Annotated in this window: 14 protein-coding genes; 11 read left to right on the top strand and 3 right to left on the bottom strand. The window is 51.8% G+C overall.

Annotated elements, in window-relative coordinates:
- The first annotated feature begins 4 nt into the window (after positions 1-4).
- The 11 genes from J6J34_RS01125 (at position 5) to J6J34_RS01075 (ending at position 12,899) form a co-directional block, all read left to right on the top strand.
- Positions 5-1,120 (top strand): hypothetical protein, encoded by a 1,116-nt coding sequence (locus J6J34_RS01125; protein WP_301898362.1) that lies wholly within the window; start codon positions 5-7, stop codon positions 1,118-1,120.
- Complete coding sequence (locus tag J6J34_RS01120) at positions 1,117-1,668, top strand: hypothetical protein (RefSeq protein WP_301836009.1); 552 nt, start codon at positions 1,117-1,119, stop codon at positions 1,666-1,668. Before J6J34_RS01125 ends, J6J34_RS01120 begins: the two co-directional genes overlap by 4 nt.
- Positions 1,665-2,186 (top strand): hypothetical protein, encoded by a 522-nt coding sequence (locus J6J34_RS01115; protein ID WP_301898361.1) that lies wholly within the window; start codon positions 1,665-1,667, stop codon positions 2,184-2,186. The genes J6J34_RS01120 and J6J34_RS01115 overlap by 4 nt, the downstream gene beginning before the upstream one ends.
- A 24-nt stretch (positions 2,187-2,210) precedes the next feature.
- A complete protein-coding gene (locus J6J34_RS01110; RefSeq protein WP_301836006.1) occupies positions 2,211-4,232 on the top strand; it encodes a type II secretion system protein D in 2,022 nt (673 codons plus the stop codon).
- A 305-nt stretch (positions 4,233-4,537) separates the two neighbouring features.
- Positions 4,538-6,292 (top strand): hypothetical protein, encoded by a 1,755-nt coding sequence (locus tag J6J34_RS01105; RefSeq protein WP_301836004.1) that lies wholly within the window; start codon positions 4,538-4,540, stop codon positions 6,290-6,292.
- Between the two features lie 113 nt (positions 6,293-6,405).
- Complete coding sequence (locus tag J6J34_RS01100) at positions 6,406-7,734, top strand: flippase (RefSeq protein WP_301836003.1); 1,329 nt, start codon at positions 6,406-6,408, stop codon at positions 7,732-7,734.
- Positions 7,735-7,809: 75 nt separating this feature from the next.
- Entirely contained in the window at positions 7,810-8,901 is a 1,092-nt protein-coding gene (locus J6J34_RS01095; RefSeq protein ID WP_301836002.1) for a nitroreductase family protein, read from the top strand.
- Complete coding sequence (locus tag J6J34_RS01090; protein ID WP_301836001.1) at positions 8,888-9,727, top strand: GumC domain-containing protein; 840 nt, start codon at positions 8,888-8,890, stop codon at positions 9,725-9,727. Before J6J34_RS01095 ends, J6J34_RS01090 begins: the two co-directional genes overlap by 14 nt.
- On the top strand, positions 9,708-10,514 hold the full coding sequence (locus tag J6J34_RS01085; protein WP_301898360.1) for a GumC domain-containing protein: 807 nt from the start codon (positions 9,708-9,710) through the stop codon (positions 10,512-10,514). Before J6J34_RS01090 ends, J6J34_RS01085 begins: the two co-directional genes overlap by 20 nt.
- Entirely contained in the window at positions 10,511-11,779 is a 1,269-nt protein-coding gene (locus J6J34_RS01080; RefSeq protein WP_301898359.1) for an O-antigen ligase family protein, read from the top strand. Before J6J34_RS01085 ends, J6J34_RS01080 begins: the two co-directional genes overlap by 4 nt.
- The gene (locus tag J6J34_RS01075; RefSeq protein WP_301898358.1) at positions 11,751-12,899 is read left to right on the top strand and encodes a polysaccharide pyruvyl transferase family protein; all 1,149 of its coding nucleotides are present in this window, start codon (positions 11,751-11,753) and stop codon (positions 12,897-12,899) included. Before J6J34_RS01080 ends, J6J34_RS01075 begins: the two co-directional genes overlap by 29 nt.
- Before the next feature lie 3 nt (positions 12,900-12,902).
- Here the strand turns inward: J6J34_RS01075 and J6J34_RS01070 are convergent, their stop codons facing one another.
- From J6J34_RS01070 to J6J34_RS01060, 3 genes are read right to left on the bottom strand one after another with little or no spacing between them, the layout of a single operon-like run.
- Complete coding sequence (locus J6J34_RS01070; RefSeq protein WP_301898357.1) at positions 12,903-13,988, bottom strand: glycosyltransferase family 4 protein; 1,086 nt, start codon at positions 13,986-13,988, stop codon at positions 12,903-12,905.
- On the bottom strand, positions 13,943-15,082 hold the full coding sequence (gene wecB / locus J6J34_RS01065) for a non-hydrolyzing UDP-N-acetylglucosamine 2-epimerase (RefSeq protein WP_301835995.1): 1,140 nt from the start codon (positions 15,080-15,082) through the stop codon (positions 13,943-13,945). Before wecB ends, J6J34_RS01070 begins: the two co-directional genes overlap by 46 nt.
- A complete protein-coding gene (locus tag J6J34_RS01060; protein WP_301898356.1) occupies positions 15,079-15,912 on the bottom strand; it encodes a glycosyltransferase in 834 nt (277 codons plus the stop codon). Before J6J34_RS01060 ends, wecB begins: the two co-directional genes overlap by 4 nt.
- Positions 15,913-15,921: the final 9 nt, after the last annotated feature.

Here is a 15,921-nt window from a genome sequence, read left to right as displayed (position 1 = left end):
CAAAATGGTAGCTGCAACTTCGACGAAAACCAAAGCATCGCTTCAGCGTCAGCTGAAAGGCGGCATGACGACTTTGGTTTGGCGTGTCAATCAACAAGGCCAGTGGTTTCAGGGTCAGAACACTAAGCCCTCGGCGCCCCCCAAACGTCGGGTAGCTTGTCTGGTGCTGGCGCGCAGCTTTTATCAGGAAAGTTGGCAGTCCTTCACTATCCGATCGTTTAACGGTTTAAGAAAAGTCCTCAAGCAAAAAGCGACAAGCTCCAGTCAACAGCATTTTATCGGTCCCTGGCAAGACGGCCAGCGACGCGTCCTGACGCTGACGCTAAATGATGAGGGGCAGGCGCTGCTCAGTAGAGCTTTTGTCGTGTTACCGGAATCGCTGGTGCTTAGCGCCGCCTTAACTGAAGGCTTCTACCAAATAGAGAGCGGCGAGCATTGCTACTTCCTCTTTAATCAAGAGCAGCAGTGGCAAACCGCCGTGCGCTCAAGCATGATGCGTGACGCGCAGCGTGCGCAGCTGGCACTGGGGTGCCCAAGCAGCAGCCCGATCACCCAAATCAATGATAGCCAGCTCGGCCCGCTGATCACGCGTGGCGTAAGCAAGCTGGGTAGCCATTATTGGCGCCAGGGCTGGCAAAAATCTGCGAGCAGTAAATCCTTTGCCTGGCAACCGGCCCTCGCCGTTATCGCTGTTATTGGTGCGATTTATTTAGCGCTAAGCAGCGGTTATTTAATGCTTGAGCGCAGTTGGCTTAATCATAAACTCGAAGCCATTACCCCCGAAGTCAGTGAACTGCTCACCCGGCAGAATGAATTGGCAAGCGTTAGCGACAGTATTGAACAGCTCAGTCAGGTCTATGTAAATGCCGACACTATTAACGGTTTCTGGGAAGTCTTCGCGGTCATCGAACAGCATCAGGTCAGCCTGTCGTTTATGCAGGGTGACGGCAAGCAACTCAGCGTCGGTGGTCAGACCGAAAATGCTCTGGAATTATTGAAAACCTTGCATGATTTACCCCAGGTTGAAAAAGCTGAATTCGCATCTCCGGTGCGCGGTGGTAGCGGCAAACAGCGGTTTCGCATAGATTTATCCTTGCTGCAGCAAGGAGGTGGCCAATGACCAGCTCGCAACGTCAACTACTGATCTTCGCTGCGTTTTTGGCCGCGCTGCAATTTGTCGTGAAACCTATTCTAAGTTGGCAGAATGACCTGACCACTGAACTCGGCCTAACGCAGGGGCAGGTGCAGCGTAGCGAACAACTCTTGTCCCATGCTGAGCAAGTGATTGCCGCGCATCAGGTTGCGGTTGAGCAGCGTGCAACTATAGTCACAAGCTTGCCCAACGCCACGGAAACTACACTGCTGCAGATCCAGATGCAGGACCAGATTGAAACACTATTGCGCACCCACACTGTGGCTATCGATGAATTCAACTGGATGACAGGACTACAAAGCCAAGGCGCTGGTATTGCTACCTTGAATGCCAAAGTTCGTATCGCCGGCACCATCGAGCATGTCGCGCAGGCGCAACTTGCCTTAATGGAGCAAATGCCATTCGTGCGGCAACAAAGTATTGAGTTACGGCCATCGCAACGGCGCCGCGGTAATGTCCACGAGCTGACCATAATCTTACAGGTGGCTGTGCGCGAGCAGGGAGGGCCGTTATGAAAGCTTGGCAGCAGCTCCCAACAAGCGTAAAACTGATAGCTGTGGCATTGGTGATCATCTGTGTCATCGATTTTGCGCAACGTATATATGTCGCAGAAAGTGACGCCTCCCGCAACTTTGACCCTATGGCCGGAGTTGGCATCGAGTTCGCGTCGGCACAGGCCAGTGAGGAAGTTAAAAGCTGGTTGCAACAGCGCCGCGAAGAAGCAGAAAAAAGTCAACAAGAACAACAAGTGGCAGTAAGTGAGCCCAAAGCTGCCTTGCTCGAAGGTGGGGTGAACTTAGGTGACATGCGAGTCCGGGTACGAGGCGTGTATACGGCAAGTGAAGCCGCAACCGGCGGTGCGCGTATCGCTCTGATTGATACTCAGCAAATTGAAAGTCGCCAAGTCGAGATCACAGAGATCAGCGAAGGCTTCGAATTGAATGGCTACACTGTCAGCAAAATTAACGTCAATAGTGTCACCTTTATCGGTGGTGACGACGAATCTGTCACGATTCCGGTGTTCGACTATTAGCGCCGTAGAAGAAATGAGGAAATTATGAGCCGAACGCACCTAAAATACTGTGTCGCACTACTCGCCGCATGCAGCGTGCTGAGTTGCGCACAAACGCCTGAGCCGATAAAGGTCAACCCGAAACGCCTCGAAGCGAATGATATCAATTACTCAGACAACGAAACGCGCGATGAGCCTACGCTTGAGACCAAAGGCTTTCAGCAGCTGCGTTCGATGGACTATGAAAATTACTTGAAACGTAGTGATACGGATCCAGCCAAAGAGTTCAGCACCACCGACTCACATTCGCTTAATGCTAATGAATTGCCGCTGCGCAATTTTATCGAGACGGTGTTCGGCACTGCATTACAAGCAAATTACGTGATAGCGACGCAGGGTGACTTAAAGCAAAACGTCACGCTGAATTTATCCAACAGTGTTAGCTCGAGAGAACTCTTCTCGCTGTCGCGTCAGTTACTGATCGATAACGGTCTGGATGTATCCTTGCGCGATGGGACCTATTACATTTATCCAAGAACGGATGCGCGTACGGATATCGTAATTGGATTTGGCCGTCGCTACGCTGATGTGCCGGATACCGCGCAAAAAATCATGCAAGTGATTCCGCTCAAATACGGCTTGAAGACATCACTAGAGCGTACCTTGCGTAATCTTTCCAGCGTCAAAGTTTCAGCCGATCAGGTGCAGAATGCCTTTTTTGTCGAAGGTAACCGTGCTGAAATTATTCGATTCTTAGACCTGGTTCACCTCCTGGATGTACCCGCCAATCGCGGCCGACATGTGGCAATGGTTGAGCTGACGTATTTGTCGCCGATGGATTACATTGACCAGATCAAAGAATTAATGGAAGCCGAAGGCGTTAGCGTCGGTCGCCAGGCCGGTATGGGAGTGGCTGTGTTAACTGTGCCGGTGGCCCAGCTTGGTGCCGTGGCGATGTTTGCGTCTAACGAAGAAGTTCTGGATCGGGCGCGCTACTGGACACAGCAAATTGACCAACCGAGCAAAGGTCCTGAAAGAGGGTATTACATTTATCATCCGCGTTACGCGCGTGCCTCGGATCTAGGTGCGTCCATCGGTAACCTGATGGGCAGCACGCAAATGGGCGGTAATACTGCCCGTGACACGCAATCTGCACAGGGTGGAGCGACGGGGCAAAGCGGACAGCGTGGTATGACCGCAAGTAATGAAGACATGCGCATGACCGTCGATGAACGCTCGAACTCGATTATTTTTTATACCACTGGTGGCGACTATAAAGCCTTGTTGCCGGTGGTGCGCCGGCTCGATGTGATGCCGAAGCAAATCGTACTCGATGCGACCATTGCTGAGGTGACCCTGACCGATGAATTCGCGCAAGGCTTTGAATTTGCCTTCCGCAACGGTAATTTTAGTGGCGGTACTCTTGGTACTTTAGGGGCTCAAGATATCGGCGGTTTACGCTTAAGCTGGGTCGATGGCTTCGACAGATTCATTGCCAACCTGCAGCAAAGCTCGAATTTAGTCAATGTGATCTCGAATCCAACTTTGGTGGTCCGCGATGGTGTTGCGGCCTCGATCAATGTCGGTAATGACATTCCAACAGTGGGTTCGACCACCTTTACACCGAATCTGGAAAGCCAGACGCAGTCGGTTGAATACCGTAAAACCGGTGTGCAGCTTACCGTCACTCCGACCATCAATGCACAAGGCTTGGTGGTACTGCAAATTAATCAAACGATTTCAAACACTTCACCGACCGGACCTTCGGTTGCCGGGAATCCAAGTATCTTCGAGCGCGCAATCCAAACCGAGGTCATTGCGCAAAGCGGACAGACGATACTATTAGGTGGCTTAATCTCGGAAAATAACTCCAGTGGTGACAGTAAAGTGCCATTACTGGGGGATATTCCATTACTCGGTAATTTATTTAAATCTGAGAAAGAATCGAATGAAAAAACCGAGTTGGTGATTTTCATTACCCCACGCATCATTGAACGTACGGAACAGTGGGAAGAAATAAGAAAAACCATTGCGGATGGCTTGACAACTATCTCGGTTAACGACTAATCTTGCTAGCAACTTTGCAAAAATGTTGAGCATATGGATGTATAGAAAAACCATAATTAACAACCTCAACGGCAAAGCAATTAGGGGACTCGGTAAAGAGTCAACGAAGTATTTTGGACTCTCATCTTGAATAGAGTGTTCTGTAACGTGATTAATCACCTCGTTACCGGACCTGCGACTCTTAAAAGACTGAAAGTTCGAAAAAAATCGAAGGGACCTCATTTGGTGAGGTCAATTTGATAACTACAGGAGTGAAAGCTTGTTTATTAGCTGGAAGCTCTTATTTCATGAAATTGGAGAACATCATGACAAACATGTTTAAACGTTCGCTAGTAGCTTTGGCAATTGCCGGCGCTAGCACGGGAGCGATGGCTGCAGACGTCTCTCTCACAGACACTACTTATGCGACAAATGAATTCATGTCTACCATGGATGAAATCTTGTCGAAAAATATCGTATTGACCCTGAACGACGAATACAAAGAGGGTGATTACGTTTACCTCCGCTTCGAAGACGGTGCATACATCGATGGCCACCCGGATCAGCTAACAGTTGGTTTCGGTGAGCAGTTTGATGAAGGCAACTTCGCGGGCAACGGTGTGATTATGCCTCCTGCAGGCAGTTACAACGACGATGGCGACCTGGAAGACGTGAACAAGGGTATGACTCTTGATTTCGTAGCTCAGACTGCTGACGACGATAACAACACCGTTCTTATCTACCGTGTAACGAACATCTTCGGTGATGAAACTACTGCTTCTAACGACACCACTTACGGTATCGAGTTAGACTTCGGTCGCTTCAACTTTGATGCACCTGTAGTTGTTGCTCAGTCTGGTGTTATGTTTGACACCTTCTCACGTCTGGATAATCAGCCATGGCCAACGAACACCAACCCATGGCCGTTTGACACTGTAACTTCACCTATGGTCGACAACACTCAGTTGTTCAAAATGGGTCCACAGTTCGAACTGCGCGTTGAACAAGAATACAGCGGTGAGTTGGATGTTTGGGAATACCGTCGTTTATTCCGTGTTAACGGTGCCTCTCACGGTAACAACTACTCGACTGATGATGGCGAATTCTGGGTAGTAACTACTGACAACCCTGATGCTGGTAGCCCAGCTGATGATAACGCTTCGGCGTGGGATTTCGTTGTTCAGGTAGACCAGGATCCAGCTGAAAAAATCGTGTTCACTCTTTCTGGCGACAACATGTTCGGCTGGATTGACAGTGCCAACCCAGGCGGTATCGAAGCGTTCTTCGACTTTGGTAACCCGAACAACTGTACTTACATCAGCCACAATGCAAGCGCATTGAACTTCCGTTGTGATAATGCTGACGTTCCAGTCAACCTAGTGTTCGATTTGGCAGCTACTGCTAACTCTTTCCAGAATCCTAAGCAAGACGGTGAGTTTTCACTTTCTGCTACGGTGAACTGGGAACACACAACTGCACAGTACACTGACGCAGGCACGACTGACGACGTCGACTTCCCTGAAGATGGCGTGTTGAGTTCTAGTCCGTTCGAAGGTGAGACTGAGCTTGGTGCAGTGTATGCTGGTGAATGGACAGTGAACGGCTCTGTAACGACTATTCCTTACATGCCTTACAGTGCTCAGTCAGCATCTGGTGAAGTAACACCAATCAGCCAAATCATCTACGTAACCAACGAGTCGCGTGACCCAGGTTTTGATGATGCGACTGTCCCTGGTCCTAACGACACTGATGGCCCAGCTCCAAATAACAACGATGTAGATCGTATTATCTGGGTTGACGTTATGGCTGAAGATGGCACCATGTATGGTCCTTACACTCTGAACGCTCTTGCGAACCCAGGTGTAACTCCAATCGCTGGTGAAATCCGTGAAGCGCTGTTTAACGACGGTGCATTAGCTGGCAGCGGCAAATTCTCGTTGACTATCAACGTTGCTGACTATCCAACTAACGTATCTGTTTACTCTGCATACAACGTTAACGGTTCTGACCGTGGTTGGGTACAGAATGACTCAGTACGCACAGACCTTGACGTAATCCGTGGTAACGACATCATCGATTAATAGCTAGTTTCGACTAGTATTAACATCGAAAATCGTTAAGATAAAACGCTCCTTCGGGAGCGTTTTTTTTTGCCCACTCGCAACTCACGGATAGTAAGGACACAACAGCGACCATGATTCGTGCCGCACTTCAAAATTCCAGCTGGTTAATGAGCGAGAAAGTCATTGGTATGGCGATGAACCTGCTTGTTGCCCTTGTGCTTGCGCGTTCGTTAGGTCCAGAACTCTTTGGTCAACTCAATTATGTCTTAGCTTTGGTCGCCCTGGTGTTACCGCTTACCGCGCTGGGAATGAATGCGCTAATCATGCGCGAGCTGGTAGAGGCGCCTGAACGCGAAACTGAGATTATGAGTACAGCGGCAGCTTATCGAAGTATTGGTGCCGTGGTGGGCGTTCTAGGGCTATTCCTTTGGGCGTTTATGAGCTCGATGGTGCTGGTAGAACGCATTAGCCTGGTCGTGATCGGTAGCGCCGCGATTTTGCAGTCCTTTCAAGTGGTCGAATTTTATTTTCAGGCTCAGGTCAGCGCGCGTCATATCGTAAAAATGCGCACCGCGATCATTCTCATCGCCGGCTTGGCGAAACTAGCTGCCGTGGCACTATCCCCGTCTTTATTACCGGTCGCATGTGTTTTCGCATTGGAGTACCTGGCCTGGGGTGTGGGTTATATCGTGCTTTACCAACAAAAAGCCAATGGCTTTCGCTGGCACGCGGTGAATTGGGATTACGGCTGGCAGCTATTCAAACAAGCCTTCTGGCTGGTGCTATCCGGCATTGCCGCGGTGCTTTACCTGAAAATCGATCAGGTCATGCTGGGTAACATGGTTGACAAAAGCGAAGTCGGGATTTATGCGGTCGCCGTGAAGCTATCCGAAGTGTGGTATTTCTTTGCAGTAGCGATCGCAACCTCATTTTTTGCCGGCTTGATTAAGCTCAAGCAGGAAAGCCCGGCCATTTACCAGCGACGTCTGCAGCAACTCTGTGATGGTCTGCTGGTTACGGCCCTAATTGTGGCGCTGGCCGTCACCTTGCTCGCTGATCCCGTTGTGCCCTGGTTATTTGGCGATGCCTATCGGTCCGCGGCGCCGATTTTGATGATTCATATTTGGGCAAGTTTGTTTGTCTTTATGCGCGCCTTGGCCAGTAAGTGGCTGATTGCCGAGCGGCTGCTGGTGTTTAGCCTGGTCAGTCATGGGCTTGGGGCGGTAGTAAACATTGCGGCCAACTGGCTATTGATACCGGTTTATCAGGGGCAGGGCGCAGCCATAGCGACGCTTATCTCTTACGCCGGAGCTGCTTATTTTGCGTTTTGGCTGAGCGCCTCGACGCGGCCATTGGCGATGATTATGACTCACTCACTGACGTTGCCTTTTACACTCGGACGCCGGTACTGGCAACTATTGGGTGACTGGCAGCAACACTGGCGTGACGGCAAAAAATAAGTAATTGATTCATAACTTGTTGCGTTACTTTGATAAACTTACCTCATCAGCAGAAAAAGGCAAAAGAACCTGGAAATGAGTCTTAGAGCGATCGCCAAGAAAATTATCCCCGTTAAATTCGTACACTGGCTGCGCGAGCAAGGTGCTGCTTTTGATAAGCATTTTATTCGGTTGTTTGCCAGCACACGATTTACCTCGGCAGTGTACTATTTACTGTTTAGTCGTGAATTTGGCCGTGAACAACAGTCGGTGCTGCGCGGTCGTATTGCTTACTGGCGTTCATTAAAAGCTATAGAGGCGACATGTGCCTTGTTGCGACGCAACACCCATCGCCTGGAAAAAGGCCTGATCATGCGTCCGCGCCGGGCGAGCTTCGCTGCTGATTATATTGGCGAGACGGTGAATTGCTTTCGCGACGCAGCGAATGCCAAGAGCCTTGACCCCAGCGAACTGCAATGGGCGCATGACGTTCTAGACGAGTACTTTTCAATTGTGAAAGATACCCCTAAAATCGCCAAAGCTCGAGCGATTTGGCATGACCTGCATACCTCGTTGGATGTCGCCATGGAGCGCACCAATTCCGTGCCTTATCCTCATCGAGAATTGCCAGAGAGCGGGATAAGTGCGGAGCAGCTGCAATTATTATTTCAGCGCCGCCGCTCAGTGCGATGGTTTAAGCCAGAGAAAGTCCCCACGGATCGCATTCATCAAGCGTTCGAAATGGCGACGTTAGCGCCGTCGGCATGTAATCGGCAGCCTTATGAGTTCTACGTGATTCAAGATCCCAAGCGGGCGGCAAAAGTGGCAAACATGGCCGGCGGTACCGTTGGCTTTGCCGAGCAGATCAGGAATCTCATTGTGGTGGTCGGTGACCTAAAAGCCTACCCGATGGAGCGTGACCGCCATTGTATTTATATCGACGGCTCATTGGCTGCGATGCAGTTGATGCTGGCCTTTGAAACCATGGACATTGCGACCTGCCCAATCAACTGGCCAGATATCGAATTTCGTGAACGTTTGCTTGCACGAGAGCTAAATTTGACGGCTCATCAACGACCTGTCATGTTACTGGCATTTGGTTATGCAGATCCAGAGGGGGGGATACCCTTCTCGGCGAAAAAATCGAGCAACATTTTAGGACGCTTTATAGATCATGACGACGTCTAATCAGAATTTACTGGTAATTTTCTCAACTTCAGCATTCGTACAAAGTTGGCGTACTCTGCGCTGGTGGTGGTTTGCAGTACCATTGGTCATGGCGTTGCTATTTGCCTCCGGCAAGTGGCTGAGTGGAGTGGAGTATGAGGCCAAGACGATTCTTGCGCCCAGTGAAGAGCGCGGCGGCGGTTTGGCCGATATGTCGGCGGGACTTGCGGGTCTGGCAGGCCTTGCCGGGTTTGAGCTGGGTGGCGGTAAGATCAACGATACGCAAATGGCCGTTGAAGTTATAAAGTCACGCAACTTCCTTTATGGCTTCATCGAACGTCACAATATGATGCCGCATTTGTTAGATCAGGATGCCACCGCGGCAGAGCTAAATCAGGTCTGGCGTGGTTATAATGAGATGCGTAAACGCCTGGTCACGGAGTATGATCGCTCGAAGGGCATCGTCACGCTGCGCCTGACCCATCCTGACAGAGAGCTGGCCGCAGCCTGGTTAAGGGCACTGGTCAAAGATATCAATGTGCATATGCGTGAGCGCGAACGCGATCGCGTGAACCAGCAAATTACTTACCTCAATGCCAAAGCTGAAGAAATCCAACAGGCCGATGTGCGTGAGTCGTTGTACCGCTTGCTACAGGAGCAGTACAACCGAGCGATGCTGGTTGAAGTTAACGATGACTACGTGTTTGAGACCATTGATCCGGCAATACCGCCCCATCAGCCGGCCGGTTTCAGTGCCTTGGTATGGTCGCTCATCGGTGTCCTGTTTGGGCTTTTTACAATGGTTGTCGTAACCCTCTTGCGCAGCTATGTCCGCAGCAACCCGTAGTCATTCCTTTAGCGCTTATTTTAGCTGGTTAAGGCGCTATTGGTGGCTTGCCATCCTTTACCTTGTCGCGGGGCTAGCGTTAGGCCTGGTCTACTTTAAAATGCATCCAAAGTGGTATCAGGCTGAGACTATATTTGTGATAAACCCAGAGGTGTTTAACCTTGGCTTGCTGCGGCGCACAGATGATCTGGTGTTACAGGAGAATTCAGCCGCGCGCGCGAAGCCGTTAACCGTAGAGCCAGAGATCCGAATCGCCCGCTGGCTTTACAGCGAACAGTTTGCACGGTTGGTGGCGGAGCAGTTATTCCATGAGCCTGAGACCGATGACTACTACCAGGTCCGTCGCCATTTGCATTACTACCGATATCAGAATGACCGCTTTCACTCGTTTCATTGGTCCGCGGCAAGCCCGGAAACGGCGATGCAGCAACTGGGTGCCATCATGGCGCTAGTTGAACAGCGCTTACGGACAGAGCGGCGGCAGGAGATTGCGGTGCAACTTGAGGCCAATGCCGCCTTGTTAAGCCGGGTCAAAGATAGTGACTATCGCCAGCGGCTGTACCTGCAACGCGAAGTTCTGGAAACCCGCGCAGCATTGCTCAAGGCCGAAAACTTTGCCTTTATCCAACCGGTCAGTGACATCACCGCAAGTCCCAATCCGGTGTCTCCACAACGTATTCACGTGATGCTGGCCGTGGTGTTTTTGTGGATGGCACTTGGCGTGACGGTGTTACACCATTACCTGCTCCGCCGCAGACCATCTGACGTGCAGGAGCTGGCGCCATGAAACTGCAGTTGAGCGCTGAGCAATTCGGCAAACTGGCACTGGTATTACTGGTGTATCCGGTGATTTGGCTCGACACCCTGTATGGCATGTTTAGCTTTCTGGGGCTGGACGCCTTGCGCGTCAGTTTGCTGTATCGAACTGCGGTATTACTGCTGGGCCTTATCATCGTGTACACCCGCAGCGGGATATTGAGCTGGCTGGTGCAACTGATGATTTTGGCCTGGGCAGCCATTTTGGTGATCAATAGCTACCCGGTGGGCGATATCCGCTTTATCGCGGAGTTTACCCAGCTGACCCGCTGGCTGTATCCCTTTACCGTGGTGATTCTGACGCTCGCGGCGCTGGAGCGCTATGGCGCCCACGATCAGCTGTTACTTCGAGGCGTAGCCTATTATGGCTGGGTCTTCGGTGTGTTCATGCTGTTCTCTTATGTTACCGGACTTGGAATACCTAGTTACGAAGCCGGTGTTTTCGGGATAAAATCGTTCTATGTCGGCGGCAACGACATTGGCCTGGCGGCGCTTATTAGCCTGAGCATCATGTTTGTATTGCTGCACCAGGAGTTTACCTGGTGGCGGCTGAGCAAGATCGTACTTTGTTGCGCGGGACTGCTGCTGCTGGGCACCAAAGCAGGTTGGGCCGGCGCGGTTCTGCTGGTGGTTATTTTTACCTTTTTATTCCGGCGCGCGCGGTGGATTATTTTACCTCTGTTAGTGGTGGCAGGTATTGCTGGTGCGAACTGGCTGCAGACCAATCATGAGTCGCTCGCGTATCAGCTCACTCAGGTACAGGCACTGTTAAAGGGGGCCAATCCGCGTGAACGTCTGATCCAAGCTGCGGAAGGCCAGTTAGAGCATTATCCGGATAAGGCACAGCTGACCGGTGGCAGTTATTCGTTTTATACCGGCAGTGGCCGGGATTACTACGTCACCCATAACAACACCACGGGTACGGAAACCTATAAAGCGATCGAGCAGGAATGGTACGATCTACGCGGCGGGTATGGAGTCCCCTTTGCCGTGTATGTGTTTCTTAGCCATCTGTTGCTGTTAGTGCTCACGGCGGCGTTAATGGTGCGCCGTCCAACTGTCGAACATTTAGGCTTATTGATTGCCAGTGGCTTGTATATTGGCCACGGCATATTTGCTGGTCATGCCTTTGTCAGTGGCCAGCCCAGTGGTTTGATTGCAGTTTTGTACGCAGTGGTTATCTACCGATTAGAATTAGGAGCGTTACGTGTTGAATGTAGAAGTAAAGGGGATTAGTTTCGCCAACAAAGGTGCAGAGTTAATGCTGCACGCCATCATTGCGCAGTTTGCTGAGCGCGGAGTGGATGCACGTTTCGTGGTGGAACCGACGGGTCCTTATGATCGGCGCGCGGCCTTCGGGTTATGGCAAAAAAGTCGGTATATCCGTAAACGTATGAACTTACTGGCACCGGTCAGCTGGCTGCCACAGCGTTTGCGTCACATGTTCGGTATTCTCAATGAAAATGAACTGGATCTGATCCTGGACGCGTCCGGGTTTGCCTTTGGCGACCAATGGAGCCATTTGATCGCCTGGGACCGGCTCGGCAGCAGCACTGCTCGCCTTCGTCAGCAGGGAATACCCGTGATCGTTTTACCGCAAGCCTTAGGGCCCTTTACTGAAGCTGCCTCGGCGAAAGCCTTTGCACCGGTACTTGAGCATGCCAATTTGGTTTATGCGCGCGATGATCAGTCCCTGAGTTTTTGTCAGCAACTGAGCAAGGACACGTCTAACCTTAAACGCTGCCCGGACTTTACCAATTTAATCAAAGGGCTACCCGCTGCAGAATTTGACAGTGAGCAGCATCAGACCTGCTTCATTCCGAACTCGAAAATGCTGGAAAAACGAAAGGACGGCGATCGTTACGTTGACTTCATGGTCGCCGCGATTCGGGCTGCCCAGGACGCTGAGGCGAAGCCGTTTATTCTGATTCATGAAGCCGATGCTGATCGTCGCCTCACGGCCAAAATTCAGGCCCAGTTGGCGACTGCTGTGCCGGTATTAGATCCTGGCCATGCGCTGAAAATAAAGTGGATTATTGGTCAGTCACGCAGTGTCATCAGCTCACGTTTTCACGGCCTGGTCAGCGCGCTGTCACAGGGCGTACCTGTGCTGGCAACCGGCTGGAGCCACAAGTACCACGAGTTGCTTGCTGATTACGGCTGTGCCGAGCAGTTAATTGATATCGCTGATGGTCACAGTGATGCCTTGCAGGCGCTTCAACGCTTAATGAGCGACAACGAATTCCACCAACAGCTGCAGGCGACGATCGTTGCGCAAGGGCAATGGCAGCGCGAGGCGGTGACGCAAATGTGGAATGAAGTATTTGCTCAGCTGCCAGACCAGGGCAAAGCGTAAGGGTCAGCGCAGCCGTTGACAGAACGCCAGAAAGTTTTGGACAGCGAGCTCTGCCTGATAGGTTTCCAGCACATAGCGCTGGGCGAAAGCCGAGCGCTGTGGGTGCTCGGCGAAGACGTGCTGCACCGCGTCAGCCAGTAATTCAGGTGAAGGTGTAGGCACCAGTTTGCCAGCCTCGGTCGGCACCACATCAACAATGGGACCGTAGGCAACACCCACCACCGGTAGACCTGCCGCCATGGCCTCTAAAAAGCCCATACCGAAGGAGTCCAGTTCGGAAGGCAGTAAAAAAACATCCATACGGCTTAGCAATCGATTTTTGTCTTCGTAAGGCACCCAGCCCAGAAAGTCGACACGGTCACCGAGTTCAAGCTCGCGCGCCTGCTGGCGCAAAGATTCGAGCTGACCGCCGTCGCCGGCAATGGTCAGGTGGTACTGGGGCGGCAGAAACCGCAATGTCGCAATTGCGGCGTCGACATTTTTGCCAGCCTCCAGGCGTGTCATACAAAGCAAATGGATGGGTGTCGTGTTGGCCTCGATGGGGGGCTTCGGTTCGCTCTGCGCAAGTGCCAGCAAACTCCGATCGAGCGTATTTGGCATAATGTGAATGCGCTCAGCAGGGTAAGAGAGCTTACTTAATAGTTGCGAGCGCCACCAGGGCGTGAGCACCACCAGACCATCATAACGGTTGACCAGGCGCTGCATCAGCCAACGACCGATCGGGTGTTGCAGATAATGAATCGCTTCAATGCCGTGAATATGCAAGATGGTGCGGGCCCCGCGGCTTCTGGGTCCACGAGCAAGTAAGTACTTACGTAACAGGGATAGCCACCGCGCGCCGTGTAACCACACCACATCACCGTCCGTGGCCTGCGCCAGAGCGCGTTGGGCCTTACGAAAACTTTGCCAGCGCGACGCACTGCCCTGATGGGATTCGACCACCCGGAAGCGCTCACCTTGACTCTCAAGCGCCTCAATAATACTGGTCAGGGCGGTACTAATGCCGCCTTTACCATGCTTGATAGCAGTGGCGACCACGTAAATCACTGGCTTAACTCGCGCTGCAGCACCGCGACAATTTGCGCACACGCGGTGCCATCACCATAAGGGTTGTGGGCCTGACTCATGGTTTGATAATAGGTCTTATCATCAAGCAAGCGTTGGGTCTCGTTGACAATCGCATCGGCATCAGTGCCGACCAACTTCACGGTGCCGGCGGCCACCGCCTCAGGACGCTCAGTGGTATCGCGCATGACTAACACAGGTTTGCCCAGCGACGGAGCTTCTTCCTGAATGCCGCCACTGTCGGTCAGAATAATGGTGGCGCGGTTCATCAGGTAAACGAAGGGCAAGTAGTCCTGCGGGGCAATCAAATGTACGTTGGGAATATCCGAAAGGAGCCTGTTCACCGGTTCTTGCACATGCGGATTTAAGTGCACTGGGTACACCACTTTCACCTCTGGGTTCTGCTGTGCAAGTTCGCGTAACGCTTTGCAAATCCGCTCAAAGCCTGCGCCAAAACTTTCCCGGCGATGGCCGGTCACCAAAATTAGTGGGGTACCGACAGGACCTAAAACATCATGAAACGTGTTGGCAAATTCTGTTTGCAGCTCGGTATTGGCTTCCAGTTCATCACGAACGTGCAGCAGCGCATCAATAACAGTGTTACCGGTAACAAAGATATGCCCGGCATCGACGTTCTCACGCAATAGGTTCTGCTCAGACGAGGGTGTCGGCGCGAAGTGCCAGCGGGTAATTCCGCCAACAAGTTTGCGGTTGGCCTCTTCTGGCCAGGGCGAGTAAATGTTTCCGGTACGCAAACCTGCTTCAACATGGGCCACTGGGATCTGTTGAAAATAAGCAGCCAGGCCCGTGGTTAAGGTGGTCAGGGTATCGCCATGAACGAAAACGACATCAGGCGCGAAGTCTTTCAAGACCGGCTCAATCTCTGTTAACACTCGCGCCGCCAAGGTGTTCAGCGACTGTTTGGGCTGCATGAGATTGAGGTCGTAATCGGGCGTGATATCAAATAAACGTAACACCTGATCCAGCATTTCGCGGTGTTGAGCCGTTACGCAGACACGGGTGTCCCACTCGTTCACCTGCTGCAGCGCTTTCACCAGCGGCGCCATTTTGATTGCTTCAGGACGGGTGCCAAACACCACTAACAGTTTCTTTGTCATGACGATTTTAGTTTTAATCCGTAACGGTACAGATGACCAAGCTTCATCTTAAGATGGCCTGCAGTCAAGGATGTTAGCAGTTCGGCAACAGAAAAAGGCTCTTGCAAGCGCATTTTCAGCCAAAAGGCATGATTAATCAGCTGCCGGCGCTGCATATCGGCGCCGTGCTTTTGCATGAAGCGAGCAAAACCCAAGCGACTTTTGCGCTGCGATGAGATGCGCTGCCCACCGTGCTCAACAAAAATATTTTGCAGCGGCTGTCCCAGTCGAAAGGCCGGGCCGTAGGCTTTTATGAGGCGCGTAAAGCAGTCGTAGTCTTGCAAGGCGACCAGTTCTTCATCAAAGCCACCAATGGCGAGCATCCGTTCGCGTTCGACAAACACCTGATTGGTCGCGTGGTTGGCATCAAGCTGGGCATCCAGGGTAATGACTTTATCGTTGCACATGGTTGGCTTCGCGCGTTTCTGGGTCACCCAGAAATAACCCGAGCAAATAAAGGCGTACTGACTATCGTAGTGTTGCAACAACAAGGCTAAGCGCTCCGGCACGAAGGTATCATCATCGTCCAGACCCGTTACAAATTTACCCCGTGCTTCATGAATCGCGCGATTGCGGGCTACGCAAGCACCTTGTGGCTTGTCATGACGAAAAGCACGGACACGAGGGTCGGCAGCCATGTACTCCTGCAAGACCGCCCAGGTGCCATCCTTTGAGCCATCATCGACCACCAACAACTCAAGGTCCTGATGGGTTTGTGCTAACACGGAGTCGATGGCACGACGTAACAAGGGGCCGCGATTGTGCGTGGGCATGTAAACAGATATCAACATAGAAAACTG

The organism is Pseudidiomarina terrestris, assembly GCF_030466405.1.
Classification (GTDB): domain Bacteria; phylum Pseudomonadota; class Gammaproteobacteria; order Enterobacterales; family Alteromonadaceae; genus Pseudidiomarina; species Pseudidiomarina terrestris.
Note: the sequence above shows the minus strand (reverse complement) of the source record. Positions and strands in the feature narration are given on the sequence as shown.